This window comes from Paenibacillus sp. sg306046 (assembly GCF_059821225.1).
Genome location: NZ_JCAMRT010000002.1, coordinates 174,089 through 194,326, shown reverse-complemented (window position 1 = coordinate 194,326; position 20,238 = coordinate 174,089). Strand labels below are relative to the sequence as shown.

General features: G+C 53.2%; 18 protein-coding genes and 1 pseudogene. 3 read left to right on the top strand and 16 right to left on the bottom strand.

Going from position 1 to position 20,238, the window contains the following annotated elements; translation table 11 throughout:
* Window positions 1-6: 6 nt before the first annotated feature.
* The 5 genes from xylA to AC6ROY_RS02815 all read right to left on the bottom strand — a co-directional run bounded on the left by xylA (window position 7) and on the right by AC6ROY_RS02815 (window position 5,248).
* Entirely contained in the window at window positions 7-1,323 is a 1,317-nt protein-coding gene (gene xylA, locus AC6ROY_RS02835) for a xylose isomerase (protein ID WP_500098462.1), read from the bottom strand.
* 411 nt (window positions 1,324-1,734) lie between these two features.
* Window positions 1,735-2,445 carry a DsbA family oxidoreductase gene (locus AC6ROY_RS02830; protein ID WP_500098461.1) on the bottom strand — a complete coding sequence of 237 codons (711 nt, stop codon included), beginning with the start codon at window positions 2,443-2,445 and terminating at the stop codon, window positions 1,735-1,737.
* Window positions 2,446-2,684: 239 nt separating this feature from the next.
* Window positions 2,685-3,956, bottom strand: coding sequence for a prolyl oligopeptidase family serine peptidase (locus tag AC6ROY_RS02825; RefSeq protein ID WP_500098460.1), 1,272 nt, complete (start codon window positions 3,954-3,956; stop codon window positions 2,685-2,687).
* Window positions 3,957-4,177: 221 nt separating this feature from the next.
* On the bottom strand, window positions 4,178-4,441 hold the full coding sequence (locus tag AC6ROY_RS02820; protein ID WP_500098459.1) for a hypothetical protein: 264 nt from the start codon (window positions 4,439-4,441) through the stop codon (window positions 4,178-4,180).
* Between the two features lie 378 nt (window positions 4,442-4,819).
* Entirely contained in the window at window positions 4,820-5,248 is a 429-nt protein-coding gene (locus AC6ROY_RS02815; protein WP_500098458.1) for a restriction endonuclease, read from the bottom strand.
* 355 nt (window positions 5,249-5,603) lie between these two features.
* On the opposite strand from AC6ROY_RS02815, the gene AC6ROY_RS02810 reads away from it, so the two are divergent.
* The gene (locus tag AC6ROY_RS02810) at window positions 5,604-6,812 is read left to right on the top strand and encodes an ROK family protein (protein ID WP_500098457.1); all 1,209 of its coding nucleotides are present in this window, start codon (window positions 5,604-5,606) and stop codon (window positions 6,810-6,812) included.
* Between the two features lie 143 nt (window positions 6,813-6,955).
* Here the strand turns inward: AC6ROY_RS02810 and AC6ROY_RS02805 are convergent, their stop codons facing one another.
* From AC6ROY_RS02805 to lplA, 4 genes are all read right to left on the bottom strand, one after another.
* Window positions 6,956-8,050 (bottom strand): Gfo/Idh/MocA family protein, encoded by a 1,095-nt coding sequence (locus AC6ROY_RS02805; protein ID WP_500098456.1) that lies wholly within the window; start codon window positions 8,048-8,050, stop codon window positions 6,956-6,958.
* A gap of 51 nt (window positions 8,051-8,101) precedes the next feature.
* Window positions 8,102-8,842 carry a ThuA domain-containing protein gene (locus tag AC6ROY_RS02800; protein ID WP_500098455.1) on the bottom strand — a complete coding sequence of 247 codons (741 nt, stop codon included), beginning with the start codon at window positions 8,840-8,842 and terminating at the stop codon, window positions 8,102-8,104.
* An 89-nt stretch (window positions 8,843-8,931) separates the two neighbouring features.
* Complete coding sequence (locus tag AC6ROY_RS02795) at window positions 8,932-10,098, bottom strand: Gfo/Idh/MocA family protein (RefSeq protein ID WP_500098454.1); 1,167 nt, start codon at window positions 10,096-10,098, stop codon at window positions 8,932-8,934.
* Window positions 10,099-10,278: 180 nt separating this feature from the next.
* Window positions 10,279-11,268, bottom strand: coding sequence for a lipoate--protein ligase (gene lplA / locus AC6ROY_RS02790; protein WP_500098452.1), 990 nt, complete (start codon window positions 11,266-11,268; stop codon window positions 10,279-10,281).
* A gap of 162 nt (window positions 11,269-11,430) precedes the next feature.
* Here lplA and pdxK point away from each other — a divergent pair, with 162 nt between their 5' ends.
* Window positions 11,431-12,240, top strand: coding sequence for a pyridoxine/pyridoxal/pyridoxamine kinase (gene pdxK, locus AC6ROY_RS02785; RefSeq protein ID WP_500098451.1), 810 nt, complete (start codon window positions 11,431-11,433; stop codon window positions 12,238-12,240).
* Between the two features lie 91 nt (window positions 12,241-12,331).
* Here the strand turns inward: pdxK and AC6ROY_RS02780 are convergent, their stop codons facing one another.
* The 7 genes and pseudogenes from AC6ROY_RS02780 to AC6ROY_RS02750 form a co-directional block, all read right to left on the bottom strand.
* Window positions 12,332-13,306: an aldo/keto reductase family protein gene (locus AC6ROY_RS02780; RefSeq protein ID WP_500098450.1), complete on the bottom strand. Its 975-nt coding sequence runs from the start codon at window positions 13,304-13,306 to the stop codon at window positions 12,332-12,334.
* Between the two features lie 161 nt (window positions 13,307-13,467).
* Window positions 13,468-13,761 (bottom strand): hypothetical protein, encoded by a 294-nt coding sequence (locus AC6ROY_RS02775; RefSeq protein WP_500098448.1) that lies wholly within the window; start codon window positions 13,759-13,761, stop codon window positions 13,468-13,470.
* A 210-nt stretch (window positions 13,762-13,971) separates the two neighbouring features.
* On the bottom strand, window positions 13,972-14,304 hold the full coding sequence (locus tag AC6ROY_RS02770; RefSeq protein WP_500098446.1) for a hypothetical protein: 333 nt from the start codon (window positions 14,302-14,304) through the stop codon (window positions 13,972-13,974).
* A 187-nt stretch (window positions 14,305-14,491) separates the two neighbouring features.
* Window positions 14,492-16,492 carry a methyl-accepting chemotaxis protein gene (locus AC6ROY_RS02765; protein WP_500098445.1) on the bottom strand — a complete coding sequence of 667 codons (2,001 nt, stop codon included), beginning with the start codon at window positions 16,490-16,492 and terminating at the stop codon, window positions 14,492-14,494.
* A gap of 1,057 nt (window positions 16,493-17,549) precedes the next feature.
* Window positions 17,550-18,659: an RNA-guided endonuclease InsQ/TnpB family protein gene (locus tag AC6ROY_RS02760; protein WP_500098444.1), complete on the bottom strand. Its 1,110-nt coding sequence runs from the start codon at window positions 18,657-18,659 to the stop codon at window positions 17,550-17,552.
* Window positions 18,637-19,029 (bottom strand): annotated as a pseudogene (locus tag AC6ROY_RS02755) (IS607 family transposase); the annotation flags it as partial. The gene AC6ROY_RS02760 and the pseudogene AC6ROY_RS02755, both read right to left, overlap by 23 nt.
* An 83-nt stretch (window positions 19,030-19,112) precedes the next feature.
* The gene (locus AC6ROY_RS02750) at window positions 19,113-19,358 is read right to left on the bottom strand and encodes a hypothetical protein (protein ID WP_500098442.1); all 246 of its coding nucleotides are present in this window, start codon (window positions 19,356-19,358) and stop codon (window positions 19,113-19,115) included.
* A 494-nt stretch (window positions 19,359-19,852) separates the two neighbouring features.
* Between AC6ROY_RS02750 and AC6ROY_RS02745 the strand changes: the two genes are divergently transcribed.
* Complete coding sequence (locus AC6ROY_RS02745; RefSeq protein ID WP_500098440.1) at window positions 19,853-20,209, top strand: aminoacyl-tRNA hydrolase; 357 nt, start codon at window positions 19,853-19,855, stop codon at window positions 20,207-20,209.
* Window positions 20,210-20,238 lie beyond the last annotated feature (29 nt).

Genomic DNA, 20,238 nt, shown 5'->3' with positions numbered 1-20,238 from the left:
CTCGGCTTATACCGAGAAGATGTATTCGTTCAGCTGCGATTTGATGCGCTCCAGCTGACCGGATTTATTACGGATCGCCCGGTCGTTAGCCAGCGCGTATTGCTCCAGCTTGCGGAAATCCGTTGCGCCGGACACGATCTCCAGACCGATGCCGCTTTCGAACGTGCTGTAGCGATCCTTCACCAGTTGCTCGAAGAAGCCGTCCTCGATCAGCTTGGCCGCTACCTTCAACCCTTTGGCAAACGTGTCAATGCCTGCGATGTGCGCATGGAACAAGTCCTCCGGCTCGAACGACGACCGTCTCACCTTCGCATCGAAGTTGACGCCGCCGGAGCCGAGCCCGCCGTTTTGCAAAATTTCGTACATCGCCAAAGTAACGGCGTACAGGTCAGTCGGGAATTCATCCGTATCCCAGCCCAGCAGCAGATCGCCCTGGTTTGCGTCGATGGAGCCCAGCATGCCGTTGACTCTTGCTACCCGCAGCTCATGCTCGAACGTATGACCGGCCAGCGTCGCATGGTTGGCTTCAAGGTTCAGCTTGAACTGCTTATCCAGGTTGTACTTTTGCAGGAATGCAATCGTCGTGGCCGCGTCGAAATCGTACTGGTGCTTGGACGGCTCCTTCGGCTTAGGCTCGATCAGGAATTGACCGGTAAAGCCGATTTCCTTGGCATACGCCAGCGCCATATGATAGAAGCGGGCAAGGTTATCCAGCTCCAGCTCCAGGTTCGTGTTCAGCAGCGACTCGTAGCCCTCGCGGCCGCCCCAGAACACATAGTTTTCCGCGCCGAGCTGAACAGCCGTCTCCAGTCCTTTTTTCACCTGGGCAGCGGCATACGCGTAAACCTCTGCGTTCGATGTCGTTGCCGCGCCGTGTACGAAACGCGGGTTCGAGAACATGTTGGCCGTATTCCACAGCAGCTTGATGCCGCTGGACTTCATATGGTCGCCGATCAGACCGACGATGACATCGAGATTTTCGTTCGTTTCCTTGAGCGTATCGCCTTCAGGCGCAATATCCCGGTCATGGAAGCAGAAATAAGGCGCGCCCAGCTTCTGCATAAACTCGAACGCCGCCTCTACGCGCACCTTCGCCAAATCCAGGCCGCTGTAGCTGCTCCACGGACGGATCGCCGTATCGGCTCCGAACGGGTCGCTGCCGCCAGCCGTCAGCGTATGCCAATAAGCAACCGCGAAGCGCAAATGCTCCTCTTGCGTTTTGCCGAGAATAACCTCGGATTTGTTATAATGCTTGAAAGCAAACGGGTTTTTGGATGCTGTGCCCTCATAGGAAATAGCTGGAACGGAGTTAAAATAGCTCACTGTCGGATTCCTCCCGGAACGTAAATTTAGTTTAGGTTGATTTAGGGTAGTTGATACCGCTTACCCGTATCGTAACACGGCCAACTTAGTTTGTCTAGTAAACTAACTTAGATTCTCTCAAATCACGCAGCAATGAGCCCTTAGACCCACCAGCTCCCCGTCATGCGACCGATTTTTAGCAGGTTTGTGGGCAATGTTGCGGGCAGCCGCCAGACGTTGCTAACCAGCTATTTAATTATAAAGCAGGTGCAGAAACCGATCGAATCGCCCCGCTCATTCCGACCTCCAAACAGACAAAAGCCCTCAAGACAACCCAAAGAAGCCGCTTTTAGCCAGCAGCTTCTTTAGGGTCGTCTTGTGTCGGATCGTGAAAAATGAGCCCGAACCTGTGAACCGCTGTTCCATCCAGCATTAGTGAATGGAGCACGAGCCATCGTTGCAGCCGTCGACAGCCTCTTTATTTCCGGGGTTCAGCACCTTCAGCGGTTTGGATTCGTCCCAAGCCGTCTGTAAAGCTTCAAGAAACACGTCGCTCGACTGAGCGCCGGATACGGCGTACTTGCGGTCAATGACGAAAAACGGTACCCCGGTGACGCCGAGCCGCTTCGCTTCTTCCTCATCCGCGCGCACCTCGGCGGAATAGTCCGTGCCAGCGAGCAAGTCAAGCGCCTCGTCGCGCTCCAGACCCGCCTTGACCGCCAATTCCACCAACGTTTCATGATCGCCCACATGCAGCGAGTCCGTAAAATACGCCTTGAACAGCTCCTGGATGATGCCGTTCATTTTGCCTCGGGCTGCCGCATATTGCGCCAATCTGTGGGCATCAAACGTATTCGTCAATTTCATCGTGTCGAATTGGAACGTAAGACCGGCTTCCTTCGCTTGCTTGCCGAGGTTTTCATTCATCGCGATCGCTTGCTCCCGGCTCATCCCGTATTTAGCGGACAGCATGTCGTGGACATCGTGCTCAACATCTCTTGGAGCATGAGGATCAAGCTCGAAGCTTTTAAAAACAATCTCTACCGCGTCCTTGCCGGCAAACTGGTCAAGCGCCGTTTCAAGCCGCTGTTTGCCAATGTAGCAGAACGGGCAGGCAAAATCGGACCAAACTTCAACTTTCATGAGTGAAATCCCCTTTCCATGGCCGACTGGACCTGCTTGACGAGGAGATCCAGCACAGCTTGAAGGTTCGCGCCGACGCTGTCCGCAAACCGTTCCCAGGTGGAATATACGCCCTTCTCATTAGCAAGCAACGAAAGCATGGGAACGGCGATGGAAATTCTGCTGCTGATTCTCATCAGGCAACGCCTTCAATTGTAACCATTATAGTTACAATTGAAGGCTATTGTCAATAGCTGCGGTTAGTTGCTCTGCATCGCCAGCCATGTCATCAGGGATACGTCCTTCCCGTTTGCGACGACCGGCTTTCCGTCATAATCAAGGCGACAGTCGTCGTTCAGGGCGTAAATCCAGGAGAAATGCCCGTTATAGACAAAGGGTTCTCCCTGTTCATCCGTAAATCGACCGTGGATGTCCACAACGTTATCGAACAAAGACAAGTGTACATGCTTGGCTCCAGCCTCAATCAGGCGCTTATAGGTCGGAACGACGGTTTCCTCCGGCTTCACGATCAAGTCATCCTTGGCATGGGTGAACCAGATCGGCAAGTGTTTGATCGCGTCGATCTCCGCATCGCTGATGGCTTCGTCAAACAACGCTTCGCATACCGGATAAGCCGCGGCGAAAAAATCCGGATAGTCCAGCACCATGCGCATCGTCATAAATCCGCCGTTGGAGCAGCCGCCAATATAAATCCGGCTTGTGTCGATGGACGTATGATTTCGGTGAATGAATTCATCAATTAAGGCCTTCAATGCCTTTTCGTACATGGATCTGCCTGTCCGGCCGTATTGCCCGCTGCCATCGTTCAGCCAGAAGGTCGGTGTTTGCGGCACGAGCAGAAACGCCCCGCCGAATTTCGCTTGAATCTCTTCGCTGGCAAGGTTTACCACCTTGTTGCCCGTGTAAGCGATGGTCGGGTCCTGCCCGCCTTCTCCGCCTCCATGCAGCCAGATGATGAGGGGACGCTTTCCGTTTCCCGTCTGCGGAATAAAATAGCCATACTTCAACGGCTCCTTCGCATAAGAAGAAATGCCGTGCAGAAATTGCTCCGCTTGCTTCATCGTCTGGCCTGCGCACAGGTCGAAGACAAGTCCTGTAAGCCTCGTTTCATCAGTCGGGATGTCCGCAATCTGAGTAATCCGGTAATCGCTGATGATCCGTTCGTTAAAGTTGCCCAGATAGGCAATGGTGGCGGCTAAGGAATCAAGCGGCCCATGCTTCATTTCCAGACAGACGAATTCCCCCTCCTCTCTCCGCACACCGTCGAGACTGGATGGGTAAGCCGCGATCACCTCGCAGTTGCCCTTGCTTAGCGCCTTGTCGGTCATATCGAGCCAGGTTTTCGGAAGCAGCAAAATATCTCCCTTCCTGTCCTTTCGTTCCACATAGACGTTAAAGCATTCCGGCTTCACCGCTTCCGCCTTAACGTTTGTCGGCATTGGCAGCACCAGCTTCGTCGTATAAGGACCATGATCTGTGACTTCAATCATCGCATAGTAGCTTCTCCCCACGGCACATTCCACCTTTTCCTCAGATTGAATCCGGATAGACAAGATTCCAGTTCATGTATCTCACATTTCATCTTATCACAAGCTTTCGAGGAAACGCTTCCAATATAACGACTATTGCTTTCACTTTTGCGACAAATCAACCCGCTGCTTCAGCCGCCATGCAGAAGACGCCCGGGCCTGAGCCCGGACGCCTTTAAGTCGTCTGCTTGTTCATTTTAACGTCAGTTTCGTCCCCATAGCGCTTCGCTGCTATTAAGCAGAAATGTCGGTTCCCCTACGTTCGCAGCCATCATAAGCACCCAAAACGAGCAAACGACGACGACCAAGGTAGCCACCATGCTGAACGTTTCCTTTAATTTTCCTTTTGGCAGAATTCGCATGACTCCGATACAAATAATTTCCAAAAGGATCGCCGTCATCATCATCATAAAAAACGGCCCGACGACTTCCCATGCCTGAGACCAGTTATATAAGCTTAAATTCAAGTTAAACTCCCCTTACTTCGAAAATTTGTCCTTGCAGCAATCAAGGATCACTTCTCAAAGTATAGACTTAAATACCTAAAAATCATAGGTACGTAAAGAAATCTTTAGGTAATTTGACATAGTCAAATAGGCATGAAGGCAGGCACTCCCGGGACCAGCTAAAAGAAGGCAAAACGGCTGCGCCGCGCGTTTGTGCCAGGTTGCGAAGCGAGGACATCAAAGAAAACGCAAAAAACAGCAAAACCGCTCTTGCGAGCGGTCTGCTGCGAACTTAGGCATGTATGTCCCCCTGTAGAATTTAAAGAGAGCAGGCTTCAAATTATACTGCTTTCTTTTCATTTATCTTAAGCATCATTTCTATAAGCTTCTCTCGATCAATCAATGAGAAATCGAGGCTTGAACTTCCTGGACGGCTTTGATGCCAACATTTTTGCTGTAACGCTTCGCTTGAATTACGATTTTCTTCCCGCTTTTTGAAATAATCAGATCAGCACCGAAGTCCCCAGCAGATTGTGTCACCTTGACGTCATACCCATAGGCTTTACATAAATGGCCGAGGTACTTTTCAAATTGCCGACCCTCCATCTTATCAATTTCTGCAATTCCAGAACGTTTTAATCGCTCTGCCCTCTTCTGCTCGATGAGGAACAAGATTGCAATATAGGCTCCAAGCACTGCCCCAAAGCCAATCCCTGCTCCTACTAATGAATTGGTCAGCTTGAACATCCCCAAGGCCGCTCCTAACGCAAATAACAAGCACAACGCCTGTTCGGGTTCAAGTTGATCTTTTTTCCTTCTTCTGGCCATTTTCTTCTCCCCTATTCGACATAATATTAAAATAATCGGCGAATAGTCTAGAAAATTGTGCCTTATCCAAAATTATGGAATCAGAACATACTTTAACAATGCCGCACTAAATTATTTTCACAACATCGTTCCCTGTAGTAAGCATGTTGAACTCAAATACAAAGCATTCATCCTGTAGAAGCGACGCGCAAACATGGTATACTAGAGTTGACGTTCATAAGGCGGTTCGCTGTGATGATGCTTCAATCACTGCCGAAGCCACCAGACTATCCGAACCCGAAACTAACCATTCAAGCCAAAATTTGAACCTGTATCCCATCTTTCTGCAAAGCGTTCAACCAAAGAAGGAGTACCCATGAAAACGACAGGCGACCACCAGCTTATCAAAAAAATAAACAAATACATCGTGCTGGAGACGATCAGACGACACTTCCCGATCTCCCGGGCCGACATCTCGGCGCGTACAGGCTTGAACAAGGCGACGGTGTCTGCGCTTGTGAATGAGCTGCTTGAAAGCAGCTTTGCCTCGGAGACCGGGCTAGGCGCGTCCAGCGGCGGCCGCAAGCCGATGATGCTGCTGTTTAACGAGCGCGCAGGGTTCGCCATCGGCGTCGATCTGGGCGTCAACTATATTCTCGCGATGATGACGGACCTGTCCGGCACGATTCTGAAGAAAAAACGGATCGAGTTGGCCGAATTGGACCCGCTTTCCTTGATCGACAGACTGAAAAAAACGATTCACGGGCTGCTCGTCCATGCCCCGCCTTCGCCTTATGGTATCATCGGCATTGGCGTCGGGGTACCCGGTCTGGTCGATGATCAAGGCACTGTGTTGTCCGCCCCTAATCTCGGCTGGGCTGATATCCCGCTTCAATCCATTCTGGAGGATGAGTTTGGGGTTGAGGTTGTGATCGACAATGAGGCCAACGCGGGCGCGCTCGGCGAGAAGGAGTTCGGCGCTGGGCAACAGGTCGCCAATCTTCTCTATCTTAGCGTCGGTATCGGTATTGGCGCGGGTATTATTGTAAATGACGCGTTATATCGCGGCGTCTCCGGTGTTTCCGGCGAAGTCGGCCATATGACCGTCGCTCAGGACGGTCCGCTCTGCGGCTGCGGCAACCGCGGCTGCTGGGAAACGTTTGCCTCGGAAAAAGCGCTGCTGCTAAACGCCACGGCCAGCGGTACGACAGAACAACGCAGCGGCGCGGCAGCCAACGAAGCCAAAGCAGCCGTCAGTCTGGACCTGCTGCTCCGGCAGGCCCGGCTGGGCGATCCCGCGACGCTGCTGCTGTTCAACGATACGGGACGCTGGCTTGGCACAGGCATTGCCAATCTGGTCAATGTTTTTAACCCCGAGCTGATCATTATCGGCAACCGGATGTCCATGGCATCGGCCTGGATCAGCGAGGCTGTACATGCGACACTGGATTCACGCAGCCTTTCCTTCCATCGCGGAAGAACGTCGATTGCTTATTCGCAGCTTGGCCAGTCATCGTCCGCGCTTGGCGCGGCTTCGATGGCGATCAACCGCTTCTTTTCGTCGATGAAAGCAACGTGGGAATAGCCGTCCGTCCCGTCTAACGCAAAAACGCGTCCACCGACACGAGGTACGTGGATGGACGCGTTTTTGCGGTTGCGCTATGGTAAGCAGCAACCTGCCTTGCAGCTTATTCTACCCCTCAGAAACAAACCGAAGTACAACGGCGCTTACAGCTTCGTTTCGGCCGAAAGCGGCTCCGGCGCCTCGCAGGTGCTCTCCAGCTCGATGTGGCGACCTTCCGTCGAAGCGTCATGGAAGCCGTGCATCACGTCCAGGACGTGATAAGCAAGCGCGCCGTTTGCACGATGCTGACGTCCTTCGATAATCGCAGCGGCCAGATCGGCCACACCGATCCCCCGGCTGTTTTCCTCATAGCCATGAGTAAGCGGCACTTCGGTCCAGTCTGCATCTCCCTGCTTGCGGATGTAGACCGGCCCTGTGAACGTGTTCGGGTTCGGAACGCGCATCGAACCCGCGCTTCCGTAAATTTCAATATGCGGCAGATTGGTACCGCCCATGATGTCGAAGCTGGTCACCAGCGTTCCGACGGCTCCCCCCGCAAAGTCCAGCACGCCCGCCACATGCGTCGGCGTCTTCACGTCCAGCACAGTGCCTGCCTTAGGCTGGCTGCTAACGGTCCGTTGGGGAAAGGAAACCCGTGCGGAGCCGGTTACCCGGCGAATCGGCCCGAGCAGCGCGACCAGCGCCGTCAAATAATACGGTCCCATATCAAACATCGGCCCGCCGCCCAGCTCATAATAAAATTGCGGGTCCGGGTGCCAATGCTCATGCCCGCGAGACATCATAAAGCCGGTAGCCGCCACCGGCGTTCCGATCGCTCCCTCCTCCAGCAGCTTGACGCAGGTCTGGATGCCGCCGCCCAGGAACGTATCCGGGGCGGAGCCAACCCGCAGTCCTTGCCGTTCGGCGAGCTCGACGATGCGGCGGCCGTCTTCGCGTGTGACCGCAAGCGGCTTCTCGACATACACATGCTTGCCTGCCTCCAGCGCTTGAATGCAGACGGTCGCATGTACAGCCGGAATCGTCAGGTTGATGACAATTTCGATCTCAGGATCGGCAAGCAGCGCCTCTACGCTCAGCGCACGGATGCCGTATTCCTGCGCCTTCGCCTCCGCCCGCGACAGATCAATATCTGCGCAAGCGACCACTTCGTAGCTGTTGAACAGGCTGCCATTTTTCAAATAAATGCCGCTAATGTTGCCGCAGCCGATAATACCGGCTTTAATCTTCCGCGTACTCATGCTTTCGCTTCCTCCTCCAAGTAAGAAAAGCTTCAGATCGAGGTCATTTCCTCAGATCATGCTGTCGCCCATTCCTGTATAAGCGCCTGCGCCGGACGATGCCGCCTGCTCCCCGGCTGGCTCCTGAGCCAGCTGCTTGCCCTCCGCTGCCCAGACCATGCCGCGACGCAGCATTTCTTTAGCCTGCGGAATTTCCAGCACATTGGCCTGATGCCCCAGCGAGCAATAATAGACGCGGCCGACGCCCCACCGCTTCGTCCAAACCACAGGCATATCGACAGGCTTATTCAAGCTGTGCGGCCCTGCCGCAACCGGGAAGCGGGTCGTCGCAAGCACCTCCACCGCCGGATCAACATGCAGGTAATACTGCTCGCTGGAAACGCGGAAATTGCCGATGCCCTGCAGCAGAGAGCCTTCACGCTCCGGCACCTCGACCTCATAATCGACACCGTCATTGCCCGGATGCGCCACCCAATTGCCGCCGGTCATAAACTGCCAATCCACATTGGTGCGGAAGGCATCGCACATGCCGCCGTGGCAGCCCGCCAAGCCGACGCCCGCCTGTACCGCCTCGGATACGTTGCGGGCCAGCTGCTTGTCAATCTCGCCCATCGTCCAGACCGGCACGATCAGATCCAGCGCTTTCAGCTTATCCGCATCGGCGAATGCCTCCAACGTATCGGATATTTCGACCGCGAATCCTTCTTCCTGCAGCAAGCCGCCCAGCAGGTTCGCCACCTGCTCCGGCTCGTGGCCGCTCCAGCCTCCCCACACAATTAACGCTTGCTTCATCTTCGTTTCCTCCATTCATGGATTACATCGTGTTCCTGCCTGCGGCTTCACGCGGATCATGGTGAGTTTGCAGAGTCCTGGCTGCCGAACTACAGCTCGTCCACACGCACCCAGCGGCGCTGCTCGATCGACAGCTCGACCGCCTCCAGCACCTGCTGGCATTTCACGCCGTCGTTGAAGTTCGGTACCGGCTGCCGATCCTCCTCCAGCGCATTCATCAGCTCCAGCACCTCATGGACAAATGTATGCTCATACCCGATCGTATGACCCGGCGGCCACCAAGCGTCGCTGTAGGCGTGAGCCGGATCGGTTGCCAGCACCCGGCGGAAGCCCTGTACATCGTCCGCATCATCGGTGAAATACACCTGCAGCTCGTTCATTCGCTCGAAGTCGAACTTCACGCTGCCCTTGCTGCCATTGATCTCAAAGGAATTGGTGCAGCGGTGCCCCGGCGCAAACCGGGTCGCCTCAAAGCTGCCCAGCGCGCCCGATGCGAATCTCGCCATAAACAACGTCGCATCATCCACCGTTACCGGTCCGCGCGGCGCGTCCTTGCTTCCTTTGGCGCTCAGCCCTTCCATCGAGGACGGCAGCGGCCGCTCCTTGATAAAGGTCTCGCTCATCCCGATGACCTCGGTCAAATCGCCGACCAGGAAATGCGCCAGATCAATCAGATGCGCGCCCAAATCGCCATGTGAGCCGGAGCCGGCAACTTCCTTCTGCAAACGCCACACAAGCGGAAAGTCAGGGTCCACGATCCAATCCTGAAGAAACCAGGCACGGAAATGGTAAATGTCACCGAGCCGCCCTTCCTCAATCAGCTTCTTCGCCAGCTGCACGGCAGGCGCAAACCGATAGTTAAAGCCGATCATATGCTTAACGCCCGCTTGCTCGGCAGCCTCCAGCATCTCGCGGCTGTCCGCCAATGTAAGCGCTAGCGGCTTCTCGCAAAATAAATGCTTGCCTGCCTTCGCCGCAGCGAGCGCAATTTCCTTATGAGCATCGCTGGGAGCGTTAATGTCGATCAGGTCAATATCGTCCCGCTCCAGCAGCTGCCGCCAGTCCGTTACGTAGCCCTCCCAGCCGAACTGGCGCGCGGCCCGCGCTACGTTTTGCTCGTCGCGTCCGCAAACCGCCGTCATCACCGGCTTTACGGCCTGCGGGAAAAACATCGGCAAATCGCGGTACGCGTGGCTATGCGCCTTGCCCATAAACTTGTATCCGACCATGCCTACGGAAATACGCTTTTCACTCATCGAGTTTATCCTCCCATACACGAATTGATTGGCAATGTACGCGCGTTCATTTTCTCATTGCACGGAACGATTGTCAATCCTTTTTTCGGCAAAGCCGTGTCGAATCTACGCTCGCGACTCAAGAGCAAGCCGCAGCCGGGCCCGGCAAAGCCGAACCCTGTAAAGCCCGGGTTGAGCCCGCTACCCTAACAGCAGATTAAGCATTTCCTCTACGCTTACCGGTCCGAAATACATGTGCAGCTCCGACTGCCGGATGACCTCCGCGACCGCCTGCGTATCGAACCGGACGCCAACCAGCTTCTCGGTAAATTCCGTTGCGTCGCTCTGGCCGAAAAAGTCGCCGAATATCGTCGCTTCCCGGATCACCCCGGCCTCCACCAGCAGCCGCACGTCAAAGGTTCCGGCCCCTAGCCGCGCCGTATGGCGCACATTAAATTCCGGCGAGCTGCCGTAATTCCACTCCCACGTCCGGTAGCGCGTATCGGCAAGCTGCCGGACAGCAGCCCAATCCGCCTCCGTCAGCTCATACTGACTGACAGCTTCGCCTGCAAAAATCGAAGCCAGCAGATGATCCCTGAACTGCTCCAGCGTCAGCGGCTCCGCCAGAAACTCGGTAATATTGGCGACCCGGCTGCGCACCGACTTGACGCCCTTGGACTTCATTTTCTCCGGGTTCACATGCAGCGCCGCCGCCACGTTTTCCATCCGCGAATCAAACAGCAGCGTCCCGTGCGTAAACATGCGGCCGCGAGTCGCGAACTGGGCGTTGCCGGAAATTTTCCGCTCCCCGACCTGAATATCGTTGCGCCCGGTCAGCTCAGCCTCGACGCCAAGCGCGCGCAGCGCCTTCGTTACCGGCTCCGTAAACTTGCGGTAATTATGGAAGGAGGCTCCGTCATCACGCGTAATAAAGCTGAAATTCAGGTTGCCGAGATCGTGGTACACCGCTCCGCCGCCCGATAGCCGGCGCACGACATGAATCCCGTTATGCTCCACAAAGTTACGGTTGATTTCCTCAGCCGTATTTTGATTTTTGCCGATAATGATGGACGGCTCATTGACATAAAACAATAAATAATCATGCTCCGCAGGCAAATGACGCAGCGCATACTCCTCTAGCGCCAAGTTCAGGGACGGATCATGCAGATTCCGATTGTCGATCAACAGCATAACAGCAGCTCCTCGCAGCTTCAGATTAGGATCAGGTCCAACAAGGGTGGCCTTCCTTCCAGTTTATCACGAATTGAAGCTGATTTCGAAAGCTGCGGTTTGTGCTATAATGAGGAAAGCTGTCGAATATCGACCAATTTTATCCAGTGGGGGAACAAACCTATGCGTATACGCAAAGCATTAACGATCGCCGGATCTGATACAAGCGGCGGGGCTGGCATTCAAGCCGATCTGAAAACCTTCCAGGAGCGAGACGTTTACGGCATGACCGTCCTGACGACGATTGTGACGATGGACCCGGATAACGGCTGGTCGCATGGCGTCCACCCGATTGCGCTGCCGACGATCCGCGAGCAGCTGCGCACAGTGCTGGACGGCATCGGCGTCGATGCGCTGAAAACCGGCATGCTCGGCTCCGTCGAGCTGATTGAGCTTGTCGCCGATACGATCCGCAGCCGTAAGCTGCCGAACGTCGTCGTCGATCCGGTCATGATTTGCAAAGGCAATGACGAAGCGCTGCATCCGGAAACCGGTACGGCAATGCGCGAGCTGCTGCTGCCGGTCACCGATATCGTGACGCCGAATTTATTCGAGGCCGCCCAGCTTGCCGAGCGCGCGCCGATTACGACGCTCGACGATATGAAGGAAGCCGCCCGGCGCATTCATGAGAGCGGCGTCCGTTACGTGCTGATCAAGGGCGGCGCCAAGCTTGACCATCCAACAGCCGTTGACGTGCTTTATGACGGCACAAGCTTTGTACTGTTTGAAGAAGCCAAGCTGGCCACCGGCCATACCCATGGCGCGGGCTGCACCTATTCCGCCGCCATTGCCGCCGAGCTGGCCAAAGGCGCCTCCATTCCTGATGCGGTCGCCACCGCGAAGGCGTTTATTACAAAGGCGATTGCGCACGGCTTCGCGCTGAATGAATTTGTCGGCCCGACGCGCCACTCCGCCTACCGCCATTCCTTGTAAGGAAGCCATCTCGCTCAACTTAAAGAAGCTTCCGCTCGCCGCTTAGCGGAGCCGGAAGCTTCCCTGTTATTTATGGACGGCTTTCCGGCGATTAGCGCAGCGGCGCGAAATCCTTTACCGGACGCAGCACGTCCTCAATCGCCTCCAGCAAATCAGGAGCAAGCGTTACGCCTGCGGCCTGCACATTTTCTTGAATTTGCGAAGGACGTGTCGCCCCGATCAGCGCAGAGCTGACGCCCGGATGCCGCAAAATCCATGCAAGCGCCAGCTGGGATACCGTCAGCCCGGCTTGTCCGGCGAGCTTCTCCAGCTCCTTCACGCACTGCAGCACATCGTCACGGAAGTAACTGTTGATGACCTTGTTTGTCTCCGCATTGGCCGCCCGGCTGTTCTGCGGAGGCTGCTCGCCACGCTTGTATTTCCCGGTCAGCACGCCTTGCGCCAGCGGGGAAAATACAATTTGCCCAATTCCCTCCCGGTCGCCCAGTGGCAAAATCTCCTGCTCGATATAGCGCTCGAACATATTATAGATCGGCTGATTCGAAATCAGCGGACGCAAATTCAGCCTGCGGCTGATCCCGATTGCCTCCGCCTGCTGCGCTGCGCTCCATTCGCTCACAGCCGCATACAGCACCTTGCCTTGGCTGACCAGATCATCCAGCGCCCGCAGCGTCTCCTCCAGCGGCGTTTCGCTGTCGAAGCGATGGCAGAAATACAGGTCGATATAATCCGTCCCCAGCCGCTTCAAGCTGGCTTCACATTGCTCGACAATATGCTTCCTGGACAATCCGCGGTCATTTGGCCCCTCGCCCATCGGGAAAAACACCTTCGTTGACAGCACATAGCTTGGCCGGGCATACGGCTTGAGCGCTGCGCCAAGCGCCTGCTCTCCTTGACCGCGGTTATAGGCATTCGCTGTATCGAAGAAATTAATGCCAGATTCAAAAGCCTGACTGACACAAGCTTGCGCAATCTCCTGCTCGGCGGCCGTTCCATAAGTAAGCCAGCTTCCCAAACCAATTTCACTTACTTTGATACCGCTTCCACCAACTCGTCTGTATTTCATGTGCAGCCTCCTTATGAATGCTCTCATCCCGGATTTCGAATCGAAACGTTACCCGTACGCTCGTTATTATATATGAAAATTTATACAGGAGCCATTCAAGGGATGAAGCCACCTCATCAATTGTTCAGTCAGCTGCTTCCCCAGCTTCGGATTTCGACCGTTTATCCAGCGGAATAATGGTTCGCGAATAAACTGCTCCAGATCACGTTTATTTTGTTCCAAGCTCCGCAGCAGCAGCTAGGTAAAATCACCCGGCCATCCGCATCGAAAAAAGCAATGCCGCCCGAAATGACGACTGCTTCTTGCGACAACAGCTCGTAACAGGATTCTTCAAAGGATTGCTTCACGTTTATTTGGTTATACCCGAACAATAGAATCAGGAACAGTTCAACATCCTCCGTCGTACTGTCCGCGTTTAAAATCACATATTCTCTTCGCGCAACATCCGCTTCCATCCACTGTGGAAGTTCTTCATAGCGCTCTGTAATGACAGGCATGGTGTAGGGAGCTATCATAATTCGTTCGACAGCCGCGTTTCTTCAACAGAGAATATACCCTGTAAAATAATCGCGGCTGTATCTCCTTCCTGTTCAAATTTATACAAAAGTTGGATGACTATAGGGCAGCTAGGTTACAACCATTCCCTCCAAGGCTTATCTGGTCAGCTATTCTTTTCGATACCAGGTTTTGTAGGCTTCTATATGTTCTTCGGCTGTATTGCTGGCATCAAAGGTTTTGAAGTATTTGGAAAAATATTCATAACGCCGCTCTTCGCCCGCTTCAGTCGTTACGGACAAGTATACTTCGGATATTTCCAGGCCCCATTTCAGGCTATCTGCAATTTCATTCATATGGTCCACCGTTACAAACTGTTTCGTTCTCTCCAGAAGCTGCGCGATAACCTCATCGTCCGGCTCTCCAGACATCGTCACGTGACAGTACACATTCGGCCGCATAAAAGTGACGGTTACTTTGTCCACCGCTTTTGATAGCTGCATGATGTCATTTTTATAAGCTTCGGAAGCCAGTGTACGTACAGGCGATCTCGTTGAACACCCGCTTACCAGGACCAGGACGGAGCATACAACAATAGCCAGGACAAGCTGTATTTTTCGAATGGATGCTCCCCCCTCCCAAGCAGACTCCTCGACCGCCTATACAAGGCCCAAGCTGCCGACGGCGCGCTCAAACTTTAAAGCGCACAACCAGCGCTTGCAGGTTTTGGGCCAAATGCGCCAGCGCTTCCGCCGACGAAGCGATTTCTTCCATGGACGCGACCTGCTCCTCCGTTGAAGCGGAAATGCTTTCTGTTCCTGCAGCGTTTCGCTCGGACACTTCGCTAATGAACTGAATGGCCTGCACAACCTCGACGGTGCTGGCAGACATTTGTTCCGAAGCGGACGCGATCCCTTCTACCTGAGCAGTCAGGTCATCAATCGCAGTGTTGATGCTCAGGAAAGCTTCATCCGCTGTTTGCACGGAGCGAATGCCGTTGTCCATCTTCGCTACGCCGCTGTTCACGCTGACGATGACCGCGTCGATTTCCCGCCGGATCGCTTGCACCAGCTCCGCAATGTGCTGCGCGGAATCCCCAGACTGCTCGGCAAGCTTGCGAACCTCGCTGGCGACGATCGCGAAGCCGCGTCCATGCTCGCCGGCACGGGCCGCTTCAATGGCAGCGTTTAGTGCAAGCAAATTCGTTTGCGTCGCGAGCCCCGTAATCGTCGATACAAATTGGCCGATAGCGACGGAATGATCGCCGAGACGCTGTGCCGTTCCCGCAAAATTTTGAACATAATCGCTTACGTCCATCATATCGGTAACGGCGCTTTGAATTTTAGCGGTACCGGTACGTGCAAGCCCGGTCGCTTGCTGAGCAGCCGAGGATACTTGCTGGGTGCTCGTTGTAATCAGATGAACGCCATCGGACAGCTCCTTAATTTGCTGGGCGGTATGCTGCAAGCTGAGCGCCTGCTTATCAATTCCGGATGCCGATTCCTCGGTGATCAGCGCGACCTGCTCGGACGCCTTGGACGTTTCGCTGGCGTTGGTTGACAGCTGCTCAGACGACTCCGCAAGCTGCATCGCTGTGCGGTTGACATCTCCGATGACGGCATGCAGCGCCTGGGTCATCCGGTTAAAGCTGCTGCTGAGCTGGCCAAACTCGTCATTGCTGATGTTCGCAAGCTCCAGCGTCAGGTTGCCATGACTGATTTCCTCGGAAGCCGCCACCAATTGCTTCAGCGGCCGTGTAATGGAGCGGATCATATAAGTAATGATCAGCGCGCTGACCGCAAAAGCAATCGCGATGACAATCAGCGTCTTGTACCAGATCGGCTGGACTGCCGCACTCACCTCACTATCGTCAATCACCCCTGCCAGCACCCAGCCTGTTTTTTCATTCGTCGTCATAAAAGCATGCTGCTTGCTGCCATCCGCAGACGTATAGGCGAGACTGCCTTGCTTTTGCTTGAAAATGTCCGGATAAGGCGAAGCTGTTGCTTCACTGCCTGCTTTTTCCTGGGGATGCACGATAAATTTATTGGATTTATCCAGCACGTACACATAGCCCTTCGTCCCGATCTTCGTGGAATTCACCAAATCGCTCAACGCCTTGAGCGACAAACTGACCGAAACAACACCATGCCCGTCCTTGGTCGTCTGGGCGACCGAAACAACCACATTGCCGGTGTTGCTGGAAATGTACGGCGAGATAATCGTCGGCTTCCCTTTGTTTTCCGAAGCGCTTATGTACCAGGGCCGCTTGCGCGGATCATAGCCTGCGGGATTTACCGCACTTTTCGGCGCGTTGATATATACGCCTTGATCGGTGCCGACCGAAGCCAGCTCAACATCGCCGTGTTTTTGTTTGTACGCATCCAGCACCGTCCGCACGAACGGGTCCTCATTACCCTGGACAGGACCGATATTGCCGGCTGGCAGCTGGTCTGCCAAGAAATCCACATTTTTTTCGGTAGCGCCAATCATCTGATTGATCGTTTCATTCAGCACCGCCAGCTTGCCTGACGCACTTGCAAACATTTCCTCCTGCACCTTGGCGCGGGCAGTATCATAGGAAATTGCCCCTATACTCAGGCTGGGCAGCAACAAGATCACCACGAAAGCCCAGACCAGCTTGCTCCGTAAAGTAAGGGATTTTTTCCAAAGCCGCTTTTTATTCGTCATAAAAGTTCCCGCTTTCTCCAAGGTAATATGGCTACCTCTATAGTAGGGGACTTTTGTAGCAGTTTCAACAAATTTCGACAAATTTACAGGAAATTAATGTAAGGGAGCGGAGAAAGTCAAACTGTTGCGTCATGATCAGCACTAATTAATAAACGTTTCCTTCACTCTGCTTGATTTCAAGAAATACATAATCCACCCTACGCTCATGGCTGCAAACAGCAGCCAGCCCCCAATTGGCCTGGCGGACATTTCTTCAGTTTGACTGTTCGGCATTGTAGCTCCTTTCATGCTCCGCACCTGGAGAATCCAAGCTCAATAAAAGCTTTATATTCCAAAATAAACAAGGGTGTAGTCGCCCTGCTTTACTTTTTCACCAAGTCTTATTAATTGGGTCAGCACTTCTACGATTTCTATTTTATTAATAAATAAAGCCTCATAGCTTCCCTGCTCCTGACCATCCGTTTCTTCGGTAACATAATTCCCCGTCAGCCTGAGCAGCTCTGGAGCACACTGAAAAAGCAACTGCCACGCCTTAAAAATAGCCAGGTAATCAGTAATACCTTGCTGATCGACATAAGAAATACCGTAATAATTAAAGCCTTGCCGGTAGCTGTTTCGCACAGGATCATACGTTTTAATCCATTGCAATGAATCTTGGATGTACTGTATCCAATCATCGTTTAGAACCACAATATGACGTTGAGGCGCTTTCTCCCGAAGCGTAAATAGATCATCTGTTAGACCGAGTTCCTCTTCAGCAATTAAGACAAGCTCATGTGTCAGTGCCATATATCCGTTGCCAAAAGATCGTAAAACTCTACANAGCGTAAATAGATCATCTGTTAGACCGAGTTCCTCTTCAGCAATTAAGACAAGCTCATGTGTCAGTGCCATATATCCGTTGCCAAAAGATCGTAAAACTCTACACAATCTGTTGTTTGCTTCCTGTTTCGTCGTGTCTGCTTTTGCCGAAGCTACTCGCATTTGGTGTAACACTCCGCAGGCGTAAATTCGGATGCAACGAATCCTACACATTAGCGTTTGCTTGGTTGTGCCGTTACGCTAATTTTGAAAGGTTGATAGCCGCGTTTAGATCGCGGTCCATACTCAATCCACATTCACACGCATAGGTACGGTCTGAAAGCTTCAGGTCTGACTTGATCTGTCCGCAGTTTGAGCAAAGCTTCGATGATGGAAACCACCGATCAGCTTCAACAAAGCGTATGCCATATTTCTCGCATTTGTATTGTATCTGGCGTTTGAACTCGCCAAGCTTCTGCTGGGCAATCGCTTTGGACAAGTGTGCGTTTTTCATCATGCCTTTGACATTCAGCGTTTCCATGACAACGGCGCTCGGCTTGGTTTTCGCGATCGCGCTTGTTTCCTGATGAAGGTGGTTGGTTCGCAGGTTCGTTAGTCTCCGATGCAGCAAACGAATGGATTGTTCAAGCTTCACAATGTTGCGTGTTTTGACAAATCGGTTTCCCTCCTTGTTCATTTCGTATTTACGAGAAACACGGCGTTGCAACCTACGCAATCGCTTCTCGGCTTTCTTAACTGTCGTTGTCTTGTTGATGTTCTTCACTCGATTCCCAGTGGACAACACAGCCAATTCCTTAATCCCAACGTCAATTCCAATTTTCTCATCCGTCAGGTTGTCTACGGATGGTTCCTGATCAACTCCCACAGACATGTACCAATACTTTCCGTCAAAGCTGATCCGGGGGTTCGTGTACTTGGCTGAGATCGGCAAACGTTCTGTGGTCTTCACCCATCCGACTTTTTCAATCCGAACCGTATCACCTTTCACTTTCAGTTTCTCCGTATCGTTGTAGAACGCTGGTTTTGACTTTTTCCTGCTTTTGAAACGTGGTCTGGCTGCCAACCCCTTAAAAAGCTTCTTGTACGCATCACAGGCATCCTTAATGGCCTGTTTGGTGACGTTGTTCGATACGTCGAACAACCATTTCAGCTCATCGGATTGTTTGAGCTTGGTGAGTTCCTTGCGAAGCACGCCGTCCGACATAAACTTTCCGCCTGTTCTATGATTTTCTTCTTGTCGTGCCAATGTCCAATTGTAGGCCCAACGCGCAATCCCCGCCGACTTCCAGAGCTGCCGTTCCTGATCTGGTGTAGGCTTGATCCTAACTTTCGTCGCCAAGATCACCAGCCATCAACTCCTTCATCATCTTTTTAGCTTGGTTTGCGCGTTTGCCTTGCAAGCGATAACTACACACAGTCACCATCTGAATCAAATTTTCAACGAGCACTTGTTCGTCGGTTTTCTCTATATGATCAATGACTTCAATCGTGACATCGAATCTTTTGGCTAAGTTCTCCAGAAGTTCAAATCCGAATCGTAGCAAACGATCTTTGTAGAGAACGACAACACGGTCAAGCTTGCCTTGAATGATCAAGTCCATTCATTGCAAAAGTCCGCGCTTCTCGTAATGGATGCCGCTACCGATGTCCGAGATCACATCGAAAGAATAGCATTTTGCAATCCTATATGTTTTTACATGCTCGACTTGGCGTTCTTCCAGTTCAGCATCTTCATCCCCGATCACAACAGCCGCCAGTTGCGCCGCTATTTGTCGCATTTTCGTTAGCTGAAACTCATCTATGTATGTGGCCGAAATTCGACCCTTCCGATATCTGAATGTGACGGCAAGGCTTCGCCTTCGTATTCAGCTTCCCAAATAACCATGCCGTCCGCAACTGTGGAAATGGTCTTTCTGTTCAGCAAAGTCAGCTCGACAGATTGCGTATACGTTAATTCTGCGTCACTTTTTATGTAGTTCAGCCACTCATCTAATTGCAGCGGATTACTTTCATCCAGTCTAGTAATGTGCACTTCATACGCCATGTCAAAACCCCCACTATTTTACGAATTAAAGTTTGAAGCTCCATCTTCGTGACGCCCCATCCGGCGGCCATTCCCCCGTCGTGCAAATCCCCTCCATTATAACAGCCATCCCACTTCGTGGAAAAAGTTTTTTTCAATGCAAGGCGCTCTTCCATTTCCGGACAGCAAAAAGGAGGCACGCTCTGTCGATTGGACAGCGAACCTCCTCGTTCCGATGCTTTCGGGCTCTTCAATTGCTTGCCTTTTGCTTGAATGAATCCTGCAAATCCGACCTGCCATGCGCCACTCCCGCACTCAGACCGGGACGGCTTGAAAACGGACAAGAACGCCGGAATGCAACCTGCCTGCGAACGAACTTCGCCTCCCTGCACGCGGCTTGTTCATTTACCGTCCGTTCGTGTAAGATGAAAGCAGTAACCCGCACAGCTTGCCCCGACACCCAATCCAAGCAGAGGAACCCCGGTGTTTCTCTCCGAAAAAGGTGGTTAAATTCGATGAACGCACCTCTCCGCGATCTTGTGCAATACTACGTGGTCAACAGCGAGCTAACGATGTCGCCTGGCAAAATAGCGGCCCAAGTCGCTCATGCGGCCACAACGATGACTTTGCATGTGCTGCTTAATGACCAAGCCTCGCATGCGACGTTTCAGGCCTGGCTTAATGCCGGTCAGAAAAAAATCGTGCTGCAGGCCGCCGAAGCTGATTTAACGCGCCTAAGCGACGCAGGCTATTTGGCTATTCGCGATGCCGGGCACACCGAGGTGCCCAGCGGCTCGCTGACGGTCGTTGTCCTTCCCCCGGCGGACAAAGAGGAGGTTCGCGGTATCGTGAGCGGATTTAAGCTGCTATAGGCCTAAACCGCAAACGGGCCACGGCCTCG